The following is a 15,034-nucleotide window of genomic DNA, read 5'->3' on the forward strand; positions in this document are numbered from 1 at the left end:
CGCTGGCTGGGGGCGGGGGAGGCCGGTGCTGATTCCTCGGCGGTGGTCACGTCGGTGCAGAATCAGTACAACTCCCGGGTTAAGTGTCAGGCTTGCCCCGCAGGGCCTTGACTCGGGCGCGCTTGGCTTTGCCCGCTAGGCGCCTTTCCCGGGCGCCACGAGTGGGTTTGGTCGGTAGGCGGGGCTTGTGCGGCACCATCACGCTTTGGATCAGATCCCGCAGGCGGTTCAGCGCGTCTTCCCGATTGCCTTCCTGACTGCGCCGGCGCTGGGCCTTTATAACCACCACGCCCTCCTTGGTGATCCGCTGATCATTTAACGCCAAAAGTCGCGTTTGGTAGCGCTCGGGCAGCGATGAGGCGCGGATGTCAAAGCGCAGGTGAATGCCGGTGGCGACTTTGTTGACATTCTGACCGCCCGGTCCCTGGGCCCGGATCGCGGTGATGTCGATTTCATGGTCAGGAATCTGTATGCGTTTGGAGATCTGGAGCATTTCGAAATCGGAACTAGGCCCTGATTCACTAGATTGAAACGTGGTTGGAGAGTTGCGTGGTGCTTGGTATTCAAGCGGATGCGCTCGGTTTCGGGGCGAAATTCGGTCGCCGAGCCCATCGATTGCGGGGCGAAGTCGGCTCGGTTATCGTTTAAATTGTTGAGGTCGAGAGCCGGTTGGTATCCCTGAGAGGGCGATTTATGTCCATGTTCCGGTTTCTTGTGGGAATCATTATCGTTCAAGGCGCGACCGCCGTGCTTGTCTTGGCCGCTGTGCAAACCCCGGCGGTCAACTGGCTGCTTTTCGCGCTGCTTGCTTTGATTGCGAGCGTTTTGAGCGCGTTCTGGTTTGCCTCTATTGCCAATCACATCAAAAAAGACGCTCTCGCTCGCATGAAGGAAACATCGGTGCGGGAGCGGGAGCGACTGCTCGTGTCCACGGAAAAGGAAAAAAACCGCATATTTCAGCAAACCTACCAGCGATTCAATAAGGAAACCAGCCGCGCCCACGCCAAGGCCAATTTCAAGGTGGGAGCGGCCGTCGTTGGTGCCGTGGGCGTGGGCGTGGGACTGCTCTCATTGCAGTTTGTGACTTTGGGCTTGTTGCCTTTGTTCGCGGCCGCCGGCGGATTGGCGGGCTATGGGGTGCGCGCCCGTCAGGAGGCCCTGGCACGCAAAGGGAAACCGGCCAAAGGCTTCTTTGCTCGCCGCCAATCGATAAAGTCACTCGAGGCGGAGCCCTCGCTGCCGATCGTCTCGCCTAAAAAAGCTTCCCGATAGACTGGATACCCTCTCTATAGATGGGCCGAGTGGTTCCAGCCATGACAGCTTATCCATGATCGACCCAACATTGGCGGGGGGATTAATTTCTTCGGCTTTTTTGCGCCGGCTAAGTTCGTTGTTGCATTGGACGGTGAGTCAGCGTCCATCGTATTCAGCGCCAGGTTCTGCTCCCATTTCGCGTTGTTTGGCGGGGGGGGGTGGTCATCTTAGTAAGGGGTCCGTGCACTTCAGGCGCGGACTGGGGTGGCGCTTCGCCTTGCGCGCGGCGCTCTTTGGCGATTTCCGTTACGGCGGCCGGCGCTATCAGGCCTAGCGTTGCGGCATGCTCGGCCATGCTGAAACTATCCGAGGCCAGTACCAGTGTGCTGCCTGCTGCGGCAACTTGCTGGGCGAGCGCTTCGATCTCATGGGTGCGGCGCGTGGCGCGACTGATGGCGCGAATGTAGATGGCGTGTACTTTGTCGGGATACTCCTGGAGGACGCGGGCGTACGTTTCAGGGTCGTGTTGCCCGCTGTCGCCGATCAGCACGCAAGGCAAGTCTTTGTATAGCGCCAGTATGCCGCGGATCAGCTCGAGCTTGTGCTCTTTGGCCCGGCGCGGCAGCGGCCGCAGTAGGGACACTCCCCACTCCCGTAGGAACAGTAAAGGGCCGGCGGGGATGTTGTGGATGTTGAAAAAAGTATCCAGCATTTCATAGAGGCTCCAGGGCCCACGCGAGACGAATAGCACGGGGTTTGTCTCATTGCCCGAGACGCCTTGATACAATGCGCGGTAGAAGGCGGCGACGCCGGGGAAGGCCACGCGGCTCGCTGCATCCTGAACGAACATTCGCCACAGCATCATGAATCGGTTGGCAACGCCGGTGTACATCACCGTGTCGTCGATGTCACTGATCACCACGAAACGGGCCGAATCCGACGGAATGAATACCTCGGCTTGGCATTTGAGATCTATTTTCGGCTCCAAGACTTCGAGTTCGAGCATATGCCAGAGTTGGTCGGGCGCCAGCGCCGAGCCCGGCGCCATCTGCACCCGGAAATAGCCGTCCCGGTCCGTGCTCGTATGCGTTTCGTTGCCATAAAAACGCGCGGCAAGGCGCACCCCGGCGGCGCCGCGGCGCGTGAAATGCCGCACGGCGGCGAGGAGATCGTAGCCGAAGCCACCCTTCGTCCGCCGAGTGTGTCTCATGTTGGACTGACGCAGCACGCGCCCGATAGCGAAAATCTGTTCAGACGAGCCGTAGCCCCGATAGGGATGGAGGGCGAAGCCGTGCTGCTGCGCATCGGTTCTTACCGATTTGCCGAGGACGCGTACCGCGCGCCGCAGCGCCCGCCGTATGTCGTGGCCCATGATCGCTGCCCGATTTCGTAAGATTGAACTTATTGTATTAAGTATATCAACTATATAGGGACTGCAGCTCCGGCGCTAGGCCAACCGGGGGATGAAATGCGGTAGTGGGAAGCCGCAGCAGTGCGCTCAGGGCTGGCGATTCGCTTGATCGATCATGAGGCGCTACGGATGTGCCCGCTTAGATACGCGGCAATGGGGGCGAGAGGCTTGGACACATGATTTTGCGTACGGCTTTGGTTTACAGCCATTCGGCCCGCCGGAACCGATAGTAGAGGTAACCGCAGACCGCTAGGATAACAAGGAGCGCAGCGGGATAGCCGTATTTCCAGTCCAGCTCGGGCATGCCTTTGAAGTTCATGCCCCAGATTCCGGCGAACACCGTCGCTACCGCGAAAATGGCGGCCCAGGCGGCCAACCGCTTGTTCACCTCGGTTTCGTCGAGGGCAATCATCGACAGGTTGACCTGGATGGCCGTCGTGATGGTCTCGCGAATGGTGTCGATGGTCGTGTTGATGCGCTGGAGATGATCGTAGACGTCCCGAAAATATTCGTGGGTATTGATGCACATGGCGGGTACCCGGCCACCGAATAGGCGCCCCGTCGCCTCCATCAACGGCACCACGGCGTGTCTGAGCACCATGGCCTTGCGCTTGAGCTGGTAGAGGCGCTGAATGCTGCTGCGCTCCGAGCCTTTGGTGAACATCTGCTCCTCGAGGATCTCCAGCTCCGTTTCCAGTCCCTCGACCACTGGGAAGTAGCGGTCTACTACCGCGTCCATCAGCGCATAGAGCACGAACGCCGCGCCCTGGCGTAGCAGTTGCGGCTCGCGCTCGCAACGGGCGCGTACGCCGAGCAAGCTCTGCTGGCTGCGGTTGCGCACCGAGAGCACATAATTCGTGCCGACGAAAATGTCCACCTCCCCCTGATGCAACTTGCCATCGACTAGCTCGATGGTGTGCAAGACGACGAACAAGGAGTCCTCGTATTCCTCGATCTTGGGGCGTTGGTGTCCGTGATAGGCGTCTTCCACGGCCAGTTCGTGAAGCTGGAAGGCTCGCTGCAATTGCTCCAGCTCGGCAGGCTCGGCGTCCCGCAGCGCGACCCATACGAAACAGTCCTGGCGCTCGAGGTAGGTGCCGATTTCCGAGACTTGGATGTCACGCAGCTTCTTGCCTTCCTGATAAGCGACGCAGTTGATGAGCATGGTTAGACTCCGGGCGATTCGGACACCAAGCAGCGCTACTCAGTGTACCAGAGCCACTAGCGGCCAGACCGGCCAACCGAACTAAGTGCGTAAATCAACCGAGCGTCGGGCGCGTCACGGCTGGACGGGTTATCGCTCGGTAAAAGATGCGTTGATGGTGTTGACGTGCGGATGTGGTAGGGTCGGTGTGGCTTATGTCTGTAGGGGCTTGAGAAGAAATTTTGAGAATCGAGTGCGAAGACAACAAAATCCGCTTTCTTGGAACTCACCGTGCACAAATGGCTCAATTGTAATATTTTCTAATAATTAAAAAAGAACGAAAGGAAGCATATGAACTCGGAAATGCATGGCCGCCTGCGCTCGTGCGCCAATCTTCCGACGCTTTCGGCCGTTGTTCGACGCATCATCAAAATCGGTCGTAATTCAGACATGGATCTGGGCGAAGTAGCGAAGCTGCTTTCGAGCGATCCGGTGCTTGCAAAGCAAATGTTGCGTGTCGCCAACTCGCCGCTGTATCGGCAGCGCCGCAGGTCCGATAATCTCCGCCAAGCCTTAGTTCTTCTCGGCTTGAACGACGCGGTCATCTTGGCCCTGGGTTTCTCTCTGGCCAGGTGTCTTCGTAATGCTGGCGGGCAAGAGATCGACCTTGATGGCTTCTGGCGGCGCGCCCTCCTTTCCGGGCTGGCTTGCCGGCTGCTCGGTAAGGAGCTGGGCATGCGCTCGCTGGAGGATCTCTTCCTCGCCGGATTCCTGCAAGACATTGGGATGGTGGCTCTGGGTAGCGTTTTCCCCGACTGCTATGCGTCGGCGCTGGAGGGGGCTCTCGATCATGACGCCGTGGCTATGAAAGAGAGAGAGTGGTTTGACGCGGACCACCTGGAGGTGGGCGCGTGGCTTATGCGTGAATGGGGGCTGCCAGAATATCTGCCGTTGGCAGCACTGGCCAGTCACGATTTTGATCAGGCGCATGTTCCGGTGAAGCTGACCTCTTTCATCGGGTGCGTTGCGCTTTCAGGGCACCTCGCGGACATTTTTTTAGCACCGGAGATGGAGACAACCATCGCTGTTGCGGCACAAGCTGGAGACGTATGGTTGGGCATAGATAGTCAAGCTCAGGGTAGGGTTCTGGCGCAGATGGCGAACTCGGTGCCAGAGATTGAAGCTCTGTTTGAAAAACCGGTTTTGCCGGCGGCGCAGGCCATGAGCGTCGTCAATCAAGCCCGGGATTTGCTTGCCGCATATAAGCCCCAGCCGCCCCAGTTAACGACTAAGGTAAAATACAAGGGAGTGGATGAGTTTCCGCAGGTCGATAGCGATTATGGCGAGCCTCGCGACCAACCAATACATCGTGTTGCGGTGTCCGATGCCTTCAGCCGTAGTCACTTCGATGAGTCGCTGTCGAAGGAGTTTGCTTTGGCGAGTGAGCTGCGCTGGCCGCTAAGCCTGGCCTTTTTGGAGCTAGATCCTCTCAATGCGCTTAATGATTGCTATGGCAGTCAGCTTGACGATGCAGCGCTTATGGCCATTGCCCAGAAGATACAGATACAGGCAGGGCTGCGTGCAGGTGATGTGCTGGCGCACTACGAGGACGAGAAATTCATCCTTCTATTGCCCGGTATAGAACTTGCTGCTGCGCATAAGGTCATCGATCGGATTCGGGGTTCTGTGAGGGCGTTGGAATACCCGGGGGCCTCGGCGGAGGTGTTGCGCATGACATTATCCGCGGGCGCTGCAGCTCATATGGATGGTGGGCGCTGTTTCGAGAAACCCGAGGATTTGGTGCGCGCGGCTGAACGCGCGCTTTATTTAGCCAAGCGCGAGAGTCGAAATCACTCGGAATCAATACTGGGCAAGAAGGAGCATTCGGGCAGGTCTGAGCATTCGGTAGACCGGGCCAATACTCGCCGCGATTTTAGCCGTTTGTTTCGCTGGCGCCGTTTGTTTCGCCGGTAAGATAAAGAGTCTATGGCAAACAGCAGGTCGCGGCTAACGGATCGACAACCTATCGAGGCGCTCGACGTCGATCGCGCCTGTCGAGCGGGCGTGCGAAACTGATATGGAAGTCTATTGGCGCTCTGGCCGTTTCACGGCGCTGAGAATAACGGTTGACTAGCGGTTAGGGTTTTTCTCCCATTGTCCCTTGAGATCGGCGAACGGTTTGTAGGTGCTCGGCGCCGCTCGCGGGTCGGCATGGGCGCCCGCTCGACTCGTATCCAAGTGGCGGGCATGTTCGTTCTCATGGCAGTAGAGACAGAGCAGCTCCCAGTTGCTGCCATCGGGCGGATTGTTGTCGTGGTCGTGGTCTTTGTGATGCACGGTGAGCATGGAGAGATTGGTGCGGTCGAACTCGCGGGTGCAGCGCGCGCAGATCCAAGGATAGAGCTTGAGCGCTTGCGCGCGGTAGCCACGCTCCCGTTGCGCGCGGCTGTGCTGCGCCGCGGCAACGAGTCGATCCAGCTTGTCGGCATCGGGTGGTGGTTTCTTCGGCATGGGGTGTCCTCGGAGCAGTAGGACAGACAAGCCAAGCGTCCATAGGGCGTCATTTTAATCAATTAGACTGAATTTCAGCGGCCGCGTTGCACTTTTTGGTCGCCCCAGCGTATCGCGAGCTCGTCCGCGTTTTTCAGACCCGTGCCCGGCAGGGCGTGATTCAACATGGCCTTGCCGGTGCCACCGGTGGCTGAGCTTAGTCGATCCTCCCAGACCGCTTGATGGGCCGTGGGGCATTCGTGCCAGTCGAACAGATGAACCGTAGGAACCTCGATGATCCCTGCTTCGACCAGACGGCGCACCGCATCGGCCTCGGCGGCGTTGCACAGATGGGTGCCAACAATGCGAGCGCCCGGCATGAGAATGCGCCGCTGGCCCTTGCCTACCGCTGGAGCATAGAAGCTGTAACGCCGCTGCGCCATATCCTCGCAGTAGACGATCCGGCCGGTATGGGGGGGCACGAGTAGGGTGGAGAGCGCGAGGGTATCTTGGCGGGCGCGTTCGATGATGAGGTCGGGTACGCCGGAAGGGACGTTGCACTGCCGTAGCAGCTGGCCAAGCGCTCCCGCCAAGGGTTTGACGGTTCGCTCGGTGAATGCTCGCAGCGCGGCCTTGCAACCCGCGCTGTCCGTGCGGCTATCCGGTAGCTCCAGCGGGGCCTCGCCCCAGAGGAATTTGGGCGCGCGTTGTTCCAGCGCCTCGATGGAAAGAACGCCCACAAGCGCATCGCCGAGTTCCAGCGCCCGCACATGATCCTGCTGGGCCTGCGTGCGCGTTATCACGGCGAGCCGGGCCCGGGCGGCCTGGGCGGCCGCCAGCAGATTTTGTCCGGTGGTATCGTCGTCTTCTTCGCCCGTCATGCCGTAGTAGACCACCACGGTTTCGCCGGGGCGCAGCCCGGCTCGCTGCAGCATGTCCGCCGGCTCGGCCGTGCCGGGCTTACCCAGAAACGTCATAAGCTCGTCCGCAGCGGCGCCCTGCAAGGCCAGAGTGCCGCCTTCGGCGAGGGCCTGGAAGCCGCGGGCGAAACCCGGTGCGCCGGCATGGCAGACGGCACAGTCGACTAACACTTGATCGTTTGCGCTCCGTACGGCGGCAAGCCATGTCTCGCCCTGCGTCTGCCATTCGGTCCAGCGGCTCGGATCGACGGGAACCTGGGTGAAGCAGCCCGCGAGATCCTCTGTCTCGCGGTTGATGGCGCCCGCTCCGAGCTCGCGCACGGCCGCGGCGTGCGCTTCGCTCGAGACCAGGCTGGTGGTTTTGACGCCGCGGGCGAGGCCCAGCTTGACCGCCCAGCGACCGGCATCGCAGCCGGTGTCCTCTACCAGCATCCGCTGGCCGGGTTGAATTTTGAGGGCGTTGATGAGGCCGCGGTAGGCCGTGCCTGCCGCGATCAGGAAGCTGCCCGCCGCCTCGAGCGGCACTCCGGCGGGTAGGGGGAGGCATTGCGGGCCCTGCACGAGCATGAATTGCTGATGGGCGCCATCAGGTGTTTCGTAGCCCTGGTGGATGAACCGGCTCATCATTGGCTCCGCGCCGGCCTGCGGATCGAGCAGCTCGCGGCGGCCGGGGTAGATGGCTACCAACTCACCCACCTGCAGGCGGCCCTCGGCCTGAACCGCCTCGCCCAGCTCGGCCACCAATCCCAGACCGCCCGAGCCGGTGACATGCTCATCCTCATCGTGCAGGTCGAAGACGCTGAAGGGCAGACCGGTGATGGCCGAGACGTCGGTGCGGTCGAGCTCCGAGGCGAGGACATAGAGCAGCGCTTCGTTGGGCTTGGGTTGCGGGACCTCCAGCACGATCTCTGTTTCCTTCTCCTTGGGGGCGCCATGCTCGGGCTCCCCGGTGGCGGGATCCTTCACTACGGCCCAGGCGTATTGCATCTGCGGCAACGGCGTCACCCCCGGTACGAAGGGGCTGCCGATGGGTAAGAGCCAGTATTCGTCCTCCAGGCGCTCGAGCTCTGCGGCGCTGAACTGCGGCCGGCGCCGCAGGGGCAGGGCCGGTGAGCACTTGTCCAGGAACAGCCGAATGCCTTTTTTGCCGCCATGCTCGGGGTCCAAGACGAACCGAGTGAAAGCATCCACCTCGGCGGCGAGTCCCACTTCGATTCCCTCTTCGAGCCCCGTTTTGACCAGCTCGGCAATGGCCTCGGCCACCTGGCCGCGGCCCGCGTAACGGGCTTGCGCCAGGCACTGCTGCAGATATGGATCCTGTTCGATCTCCGGCCAGTCCACGACTTCGGGAGCGTCCCACTGCGCCCGCTGTTGGCGGCGAAAGCCCATCGTCTCGGCGACCGGGTTTTGAGTGCCGCGAGCGCATTGGGCGGCGAGCAACCGGGCACGGCTGAGCACATCGGTCGATCCGGTGACCACTTCGTCGAGCAGCCCTCCGTCCTTGGCAATGTCGGCTCGGATTGGGCGCCCGCAGAGCAGCCAGCCAAGCGCGATCGGCAGGCTGGTAAGGGGCTCTGCGAGCGCGGCCTCCACCAAGCGCGGTAGGCGTTGGGTGCCACCAAATGCGGGCGGTAGAAAGAGGTTGATCTCGGGTTGGCCCATGCGGGTGCGCGCATTGCCGATCCGGAAGTGGCAAGCCATGACCAGCTCGCAGCCCCCGCCCAGAGCGGGACCGTCGATGGCGGCGATCACGGGTTTATCCATGGCCTCGATACCGGCGAGCAGCGCATGGGCCTTGGCGGCCAGTGCCCGCGCCGCGGCCGGCTCATTGATCCCCCCCAGCAGCTCGCGGATATCGGCGCCGGCGCTGAAGGAACCGGCCGCGCGGGCGCTGAGTACCACGGCTCTGACCTCCTCGTGATGCTCGAGGTGCTCGAAGACCCTGGCAAGCGCCTCCAAGACCCGGCTCGAGAGAGCGTTGACCGGCGGGTGGTGCAGCAGCACGGTGGCGATCAAGGCGCCCTGACTCGCGGGCACGCGATCGTAGCGCACGCGTAAATATTGCTCATCCTCGAAGACCGGCTGTGGCATGGGGCGTCTCCTGTGTTCGGTTGCGTGCGGCGCGGGGCCGGTCTGTCCGGCGATTCGTTGCAAAGCCCAGAATGTGCGCCGCTCGGCGCCATGGTGCTGAATTGATCCTAACCCTTTAGCGACTGGCTCAGAAGAGCGGGGCGGCGAAGTCCGCTCTGCAGGTGGCGGCCGCTAGTAATACAATGCCCGGGCAGCCGCGTCACCGTGGCCACGATGCATGACGGATTCATCAATGACCGTGCCCATATGGATGCTGCTTGGTTTCGCAGTCTGGACGATCGTGCTGTTGGCGGCCACGGTGGGTGTGTATCGGGGCATGACATACTGAAACGCACTTGAGCAGGTGGGCTCATAGCATATGAACGATTTCCTAACGACGAGGCGGTCCTGATCCGTGGGGGCGCTCGCCAGCGAAGCGCACGGCTCGAGCCGGTATCCGCCTCAGCTCGCCGTCCTGCTTACCGATTTCGGCGATGGCGGGGTCGAGCGCATGCTCGTCAACATCGCCCGTGGGCTGACCGAATGCAATATACGGGTAGATTTTCTGGTGAAACAGGCGAATCTGCCTTATTTGTCCACGTTGCCCAGCCGGGTACGCCTTATCGAGCTCCAGGCGGACCGGGAAGGGGGCTTGCTTGGGGCTCTCGTCGCCTATTTGCGCACCAACGCTCCGGAGATTTTGCTATCGGCCAAAAGTGCCGATGACCGATTGGCGGTCAAGGCGCGCTCAGCAGCGGGCGTTGCCACTCGCGTCGCGCTGCGCACCGGCACGAACCTATCCGCCCGGCTGGCGGTACGTGGAAAAAACCCGCTGCGCCGTTGGCTCGAGCGATACCGAGTGCGCCGGCTCTATACTCAGGCCGATTGCGTGATTTGTGTCTCGCACGGTGTGGCCGACGATTTGGCCCGGATCACCGGGCTCGCCCGGCAAGCCATCCATGTTCCCCATAACCCCGTGGTTACGCCCGAGCTGTTGGCGCTCGCACAGGCGAGCGCGCCTCACCCGTGGCTGGCGGAACAGCGGCAGTGGCCGGTAGTGCTCGGTGCCGGGGGGCTGCGCCGGCAGAAGAACTTCCCCCTTTTGCTGCGCGCCTTCGCAAGCCTGCGTCGGCAGCGGCCCTGCCGGCTGATCATTCTGGGGGAAGGGCGGCAACGCGCGCGGCTTGGTCGTCTCGCCGAGCGCTTGGGGATCACCGAGGATGTCAGCTTGCCGGGCTTCGTCGACAACCCATACGCTTACATGGCGCGAGCAGCGCTGTTCGTGCTCTCCTCTCATTGGGAAGGCTCGCCCAACGTGCTCACCGAAGCCATGGCGGTGGGTACGCCGGTGGTGGCCACGGATTGTCCGAGCGGCCCTCGCGAGATCCTGGACGGGGGGCGCTATGGCGAACTCGTCGATGTCGACGATCCGATCGCCTTGGCCCGGGCCATGGACCGAACCCTGACTAGCCCACCGTCGGCCGAGCGGCTGCGTCAGGCTGTGCGCCGCTACACCTTGGCGCACAGCAGCCGGGAGTATTTGGATGCGCTCGGACTGCGCCACGCTTGACCGGGACGAACCAGGCGTTACGGATTTGGCCATCTTTGTGGCCACCTCCGGTCACAGTGGCATGGATCGCATTATCACCAACCTTCTGCCCGCGCTCGCAGAGCAGGGTTTGCGAATCGATCTGCTGCGTATCGATCGGCACGGCCCTTACCTGGCAACTCTGCCAGCAGGGGTCCGGGAAGTTCGGCTGGGAGCCGTACACGTCGATACCAGCTTGCTCGCCCTGGTTCGTTATTTGCGTCGGGTTCGCCCCCGGGCATTGCTGGCTGACAAGTACCGGGTCAATCGGGTGGCGCTGTGGGCACGCCGTCTGGCACGCAGCGAAACTCGGCTTGTGGTCCGCATTGGCACCACCGTGAGCCACGATCTGGCCCAGCGCGGGGGGCTGGATCCCTGGCTGGAGCGGGTTTGGATCCGCTGGCTCTACCCAAAGGCGGACGCGGTGATCGTCCCGTCGAGAGGCGCAGCGGACGATTTAGCGACGCTCGCCCGATTGTCGCCCCAGCGGATCACGGTGCTTCCCAATCCGGTGGTCAGGCCCGAGCTGGCGGCCCGGGCGGCGGAGGAGCTTCGCCATCCCTGGTTCCAAGACGCCCGTGCGCCGGTTATCCTCGCGGCGGGCGAGCTTGCGCCGAGGAAGGATTTCGCTACCCTGGTGCGCGCTTTTGCCCGCGTGCGCGGCCGTCGTGAGGCCCGGCTGGTCATTTTGGGCGAGGGCCGTAAGCGTGACAATCTGATGCAGTTGGCCGCTGAACTCGGCGTTGCCGAAAGCCTGGATCTGCCCGGTTTCATACCGAACCCGTATCCCTATATGGCCCGCGCCGCCGTGTTCGCCTTAACCTCCACCCTGGAGGGATTTGGCATCGTTTTGGCCGAAGCGCTCAGTTTGGGAACGCCGGTTGTCGCGACGGACTGTCCCAGCGGTCCGGCGGAGATTCTCCAGGGCGGCCGCTACGGCGCCCTGGTACCGGTCGGCGACGACGCCGCACTCGCTGCGGCGCTAGAGCGAGCGCTGGATGCGCCGGCGCCGCCCGCGCAGTTGCAACGGGCGGCGCAGCCGTACACGGTGGCGGCCAGCGCGACCGCCTATGCAAAAATCCTTGGCTTGGTTGGGCAGGGCACGACTAAGCGCTTCGACGGCTGAATAAGGGATGGGGTGATGTGCGGCATCGCGGGGGTTTATCTACGCAGCGGCGAGCCGAATCCCGAAGCGCTCTCGCAAGCGGCCCGCCGGCTGGGCCATCGCGGCCCGGACGCCCAGGGTTTCTGGTGTGGCGCCCGAGTCGGTCTTGCCCATCGCCGGCTCTCGGTCATCGATCTTGCCGGCGGCCAACAGCCTATGGCCAGCCAGGATGGGGCGCTGCAACTGGTCGCCAACGGCGAAATATACAACTTCGTCGAACTGCGCCAGCGGCTGCAGGCGGTCGGCCATCGGTTCACTACGCGCTCGGATGTCGAGACCATCCTGCATGCCTATGCGGAATATGGCCTGGAGTTCGTCCGGCATTTGCACGGAATGTTCGCCTTTGCCCTCTACGATCGAGTCCGCGATCGGCTGATATTGGCGCGCGATCGCCTCGGTCTCAAGCCGCTCTATTTGGGCTGCGCCGCCGCTGGCGTCGCATTTGCCTCCGAGCTGAAAGGGTTGCTGCCCCTGCTTGGCAAGCGCCCGGAGGTGGATCCGGTCGCGCTGATCCAGTACCTGCAAAACCAATTCAGCAGCGGCCCGCGCACCATCCTGGCGGGTGTGGAGCGGGTGTGTCCCGGCGAGCTGGTGGTGATCGAGGCGGGGCGAATATCGCAACGTCGCCACTACTGGTCGGCCACCGAGGTAGCTACCAGCGAGACGAGTTTTGCCGAGGCAAGCCGCCGCTTCGATGAATTGTTCGTGCAGGTCATGACCGAGCACATGCGCTCGGATGTCCCGTTTGGGCTGTTTCTCTCCGGCGGTGTGGACTCTTCGGTACTGCTGGCGATGCTGAGTCGGTTGCAAGATCGGCCGATTGCGACCTACTCGGTGGGTTTCGATGCGCCGGGGATGGTGAACGAATTGCCCGACGCGGCGTGCATCGCCCGGCGCTACGGCAGCCGTCACCACGGTTATGCACCCTCCAAGGAAGTCTTACTCGGGCTGCTGCCGCGCGCCGTTTGGGCAAGCGACGATCTGATGCGCGATTACGCGAATCTGCCGGTGTTGTATCTGGCCAGGCGGGCCGCTCGGGAACTCAAGGTGGTGTTCTCGGGTGAGGGCGGCGACGAAGTGTTCGCCGGCTACGGACGCTATCGGGTCAACCGCCTGGAGCGCTGGCTCAAGGCCATGCGTTACCGCGGTACAGGGGGATTTCGAACCTCGGCCATGCTGCGCGGCCGCGCGGTCGGCGGACTGCTCGGCACGGCGCTGTGGGCGGTGCGCCAAGAGGCGCGCCGACCGTTCATGGAGGCCTGGCAGGCGGCGCCGAGCCACTGGTCCGATCTGCAGCGCATGCAGTACGTCGACCTTACGACGGCCTTGCCCGACAATCTCTTGGTGAAAGCCGACCGCATGCTCATGGCCTGCGGGGTGGAAGGGCGTTTGCCGCTGGTCGATCATCGGATCGTCGAGTTCGGTCTGGCGCTGCCCGACCGGCTCAAAGTGCAAGGCTCGCAAGGTAAGTATTTTCTCAAGCGCTGGGCCGAGCGGCTGGTTGATCGTACGGTTCTCCATGCGCCGAAGCGGGGCTTTCACGTGCCGGTGCGTCGTTGCTTTGATGGCCATCTCGATTGGCTCCAGCGCAGGCTGCCGGCGCACCCGGCCGTGCGCGGGTGGTTTCGGCCCCGGGGCGTGGCGGCGCTGCTGGCACGTGATGCCGCCCGGGGGCAGCTCGGGCGGCCCGGCTTCGCCTTGGTGCAATTCGCCTTGTGGCATCGGCTCCTGCTTGATGGAGAAGGGCACGATCCCGGGTTTCATGTCGATCCATTCGAGCTCTTGTCCTAAGGTGCCTATGGAATCCCAAGGCCGGCGGCTGGCTGTCATGTGCTCCTTCTCCGGTCAGGGGGGCGTGGAGCGCATGATGATGAATTTACTCGAAGGCTTCGCTGCCCGCGGCTGCCGGGTGGATCTGCTGGCGCTGGGTGAGCCCAGGGCCGCATTGAACCACTTGCCGGCCGGCGTGACACACGTGGATCTGGGCGTACGCCATAGCACGCTTGCGGTGCCGGCGTTGGCGCGCTACCTGCGCCGGCACCGCCCCGCGGCAATGCTGGTCGCCAAGGACCGTGCTATTCGCAGCGCCGCCTTGGCACGCCGCCTGGCAGGGGTATCCACACGCCTGATCGGACGCCTGGGCACGAACCTCTCGGCTTCACTGGAGGGGCAAAGTCGGCTCAAGCGTCAGGGCCGCTATCTGCCCATGCGCTGGTGCTACCCTATGGTGGATGCCGTGGTGGCGGTCTCCGAGGGGGTGGCGCAGGATATCCGGCGAATTACCGGATTGTCTGTCGAGCGGACACCGGTCATCCACAACCCGGTGGTAACGGCCGGATTGCGGGCGAGCGCGCGGCAGCCGCTCGATCACCCGTGGTTTCGCCACGGTGAGCCCCCGGTGGTTCTCGGGGTTGGCCGGCTGACCCGGCAGAAAGATTTCCCGACCCTGATGCGGGCGTTCGCGCGCTTGCGCCGCGTGCGCCCGTGTCGTTTGTTCATCTTGGGGGAGGGGCGGCAGCGCGCGCAGCTGCAGGCTTTGACCGAAGCGCTTGGAGTGGCCGCGGATGTGCAGATGCCCGGCGCCGTAGCCAACCCCTATGCTTATTTGCAGCGGGCGGCTTTGTTCGTGCTCGCTTCAATTTGGGAGGGCTCGCCCAATGCGCTGACCGAGGCGCTGGCGTTGGGTACGCCGGTCGTGGCGACCGATTGCCCCAGCGGGCCGCGGGAGATCCTCGCCGATGGACGCTATGGGCCATTGGTGCCGGTCGGCGCTAGCGAGGCCCTGGCCCGCGCCATGGCGGCGGTGCTGGAGCGCCCACTCGCGCCGCAACGCCTGCAAGAGGCGGCGAGCGATTATACGGTCGAGGCGAGCGCGGCGGCGTACCTGCGAGTTTTGGGTATCGATCTCTGATCGTAAGATTGCGCGATTGATCGGAGCGGGAACGGGAGCGGGGCGGCTTGTCGGGACATGCCGTGGATACACCCTTGTAGG

11 protein-coding genes are annotated in these 15,034 nt (G+C 62.9%); 6 read left to right on the top strand and 5 right to left on the bottom strand.

Annotated features, from left to right (window positions below; all coding sequences use genetic code 11):
* Positions 1-79: 79 nt before the first annotated feature.
* Positions 80-493 carry an alternative ribosome rescue aminoacyl-tRNA hydrolase ArfB gene (gene arfB, locus NB231_RS13745; RefSeq protein WP_005003939.1) on the bottom strand — a complete coding sequence of 138 codons (414 nt, stop codon included), beginning with the start codon at positions 491-493 and terminating at the stop codon, positions 80-82.
* Positions 494-699: 206 nt separating this feature from the next.
* Here arfB and NB231_RS13750 point away from each other — a divergent pair, with 206 nt between their 5' ends.
* Entirely contained in the window at positions 700-1,272 is a 573-nt protein-coding gene (locus tag NB231_RS13750; protein ID WP_005003940.1) for a hypothetical protein, read from the top strand.
* Between the two features lie 154 nt (positions 1,273-1,426).
* Here NB231_RS13750 and NB231_RS13755 read toward each other — a convergent pair whose 3' ends face one another.
* Both NB231_RS13755 and corA read right to left on the bottom strand, forming a co-directional pair.
* Positions 1,427-2,626 carry an App1 family protein gene (locus NB231_RS13755; RefSeq protein WP_005003943.1) on the bottom strand — a complete coding sequence of 400 codons (1,200 nt, stop codon included), beginning with the start codon at positions 2,624-2,626 and terminating at the stop codon, positions 1,427-1,429.
* Positions 2,627-2,864: 238 nt separating this feature from the next.
* Positions 2,865-3,830, bottom strand: coding sequence for a magnesium/cobalt transporter CorA (gene corA / locus NB231_RS13760; RefSeq protein ID WP_005003946.1), 966 nt, complete (start codon positions 3,828-3,830; stop codon positions 2,865-2,867).
* 342 nt (positions 3,831-4,172) lie between these two features.
* On the opposite strand from corA, the gene NB231_RS13765 reads away from it, so the two are divergent.
* Entirely contained in the window at positions 4,173-5,783 is a 1,611-nt protein-coding gene (locus tag NB231_RS13765; protein ID WP_198007305.1) for a GGDEF domain-containing protein, read from the top strand.
* 156 nt (positions 5,784-5,939) lie between these two features.
* On the opposite strand, the gene NB231_RS13770 is transcribed toward NB231_RS13765, so the two are convergent.
* Together NB231_RS13770 and NB231_RS13775 are read right to left on the bottom strand one after the other, a co-directional pair.
* A complete protein-coding gene (locus tag NB231_RS13770; RefSeq protein WP_005003950.1) occupies positions 5,940-6,320 on the bottom strand; it encodes a YajD family HNH nuclease in 381 nt (126 codons plus the stop codon).
* Between the two features lie 74 nt (positions 6,321-6,394).
* Entirely contained in the window at positions 6,395-9,310 is a 2,916-nt protein-coding gene (locus NB231_RS13775; RefSeq protein ID WP_005003954.1) for an enoyl-CoA hydratase-related protein, read from the bottom strand.
* A gap of 394 nt (positions 9,311-9,704) precedes the next feature.
* Between NB231_RS13775 and NB231_RS13780 the strand changes: the two genes are divergently transcribed.
* From NB231_RS13780 to NB231_RS13795, 4 genes are read left to right on the top strand one after another with little or no spacing between them, the layout of a single operon-like run.
* Positions 9,705-10,859: a glycosyltransferase gene (locus NB231_RS13780; RefSeq protein ID WP_005003956.1), complete on the top strand. Its 1,155-nt coding sequence runs from the start codon at positions 9,705-9,707 to the stop codon at positions 10,857-10,859.
* Positions 10,834-12,003 (top strand): glycosyltransferase, encoded by a 1,170-nt coding sequence (locus tag NB231_RS13785; RefSeq protein ID WP_005003958.1) that lies wholly within the window; start codon positions 10,834-10,836, stop codon positions 12,001-12,003. The genes NB231_RS13780 and NB231_RS13785 overlap by 26 nt, the downstream gene beginning before the upstream one ends.
* 15 nt (positions 12,004-12,018) lie before the next feature.
* Positions 12,019-13,833, top strand: coding sequence for an asparagine synthase (glutamine-hydrolyzing) (gene asnB / locus NB231_RS13790; protein ID WP_005003961.1), 1,815 nt, complete (start codon positions 12,019-12,021; stop codon positions 13,831-13,833).
* Between the two features lie 7 nt (positions 13,834-13,840).
* Positions 13,841-14,953, top strand: coding sequence for a glycosyltransferase (locus tag NB231_RS13795; RefSeq protein WP_005003963.1), 1,113 nt, complete (start codon positions 13,841-13,843; stop codon positions 14,951-14,953).
* Positions 14,954-15,034 lie beyond the last annotated feature (81 nt).

This window comes from Nitrococcus mobilis Nb-231 (assembly GCF_000153205.1).
GTDB classification, from domain to species: Bacteria; Pseudomonadota; Gammaproteobacteria; order Nitrococcales; family Nitrococcaceae; genus Nitrococcus; species Nitrococcus mobilis.

Excerpts from the sequence above, each read along its gene's own strand:
- corA (WP_005003946.1), bottom strand. The coding sequence starts at position 3,830 with ATGCTCATCAACTGCGTCGCTTATCAGGAAGGCAAGAAGCTGCGTGAC.
- NB231_RS13770 (WP_005003950.1), bottom strand. The coding sequence starts at position 6,320 with ATGCCGAAGAAACCACCACCCGATGCCGACAAGCTGGATCGACTCGTT.
- NB231_RS13795 (WP_005003963.1), top strand. The coding sequence starts at position 13,841 with ATGGAATCCCAAGGCCGGCGGCTGGCTGTCATGTGCTCCTTCTCCGGT.
- asnB (WP_005003961.1), top strand. The coding sequence starts at position 12,019 with ATGTGCGGCATCGCGGGGGTTTATCTACGCAGCGGCGAGCCGAATCCC.
- NB231_RS13765 (WP_198007305.1), top strand. The coding sequence starts at position 4,173 with ATGCATGGCCGCCTGCGCTCGTGCGCCAATCTTCCGACGCTTTCGGCC.
- NB231_RS13775 (WP_005003954.1), bottom strand. The coding sequence starts at position 9,310 with ATGCCACAGCCGGTCTTCGAGGATGAGCAATATTTACGCGTGCGCTAC.
- NB231_RS13785 (WP_005003958.1), top strand. The coding sequence starts at position 10,834 with ATGCGCTCGGACTGCGCCACGCTTGACCGGGACGAACCAGGCGTTACG.
- arfB (WP_005003939.1), bottom strand. The coding sequence starts at position 493 with ATGCTCCAGATCTCCAAACGCATACAGATTCCTGACCATGAAATCGAC.
- NB231_RS13750 (WP_005003940.1), top strand. The coding sequence starts at position 700 with ATGTTCCGGTTTCTTGTGGGAATCATTATCGTTCAAGGCGCGACCGCC.
- NB231_RS13755 (WP_005003943.1), bottom strand. The coding sequence starts at position 2,626 with ATGGGCCACGACATACGGCGGGCGCTGCGGCGCGCGGTACGCGTCCTC.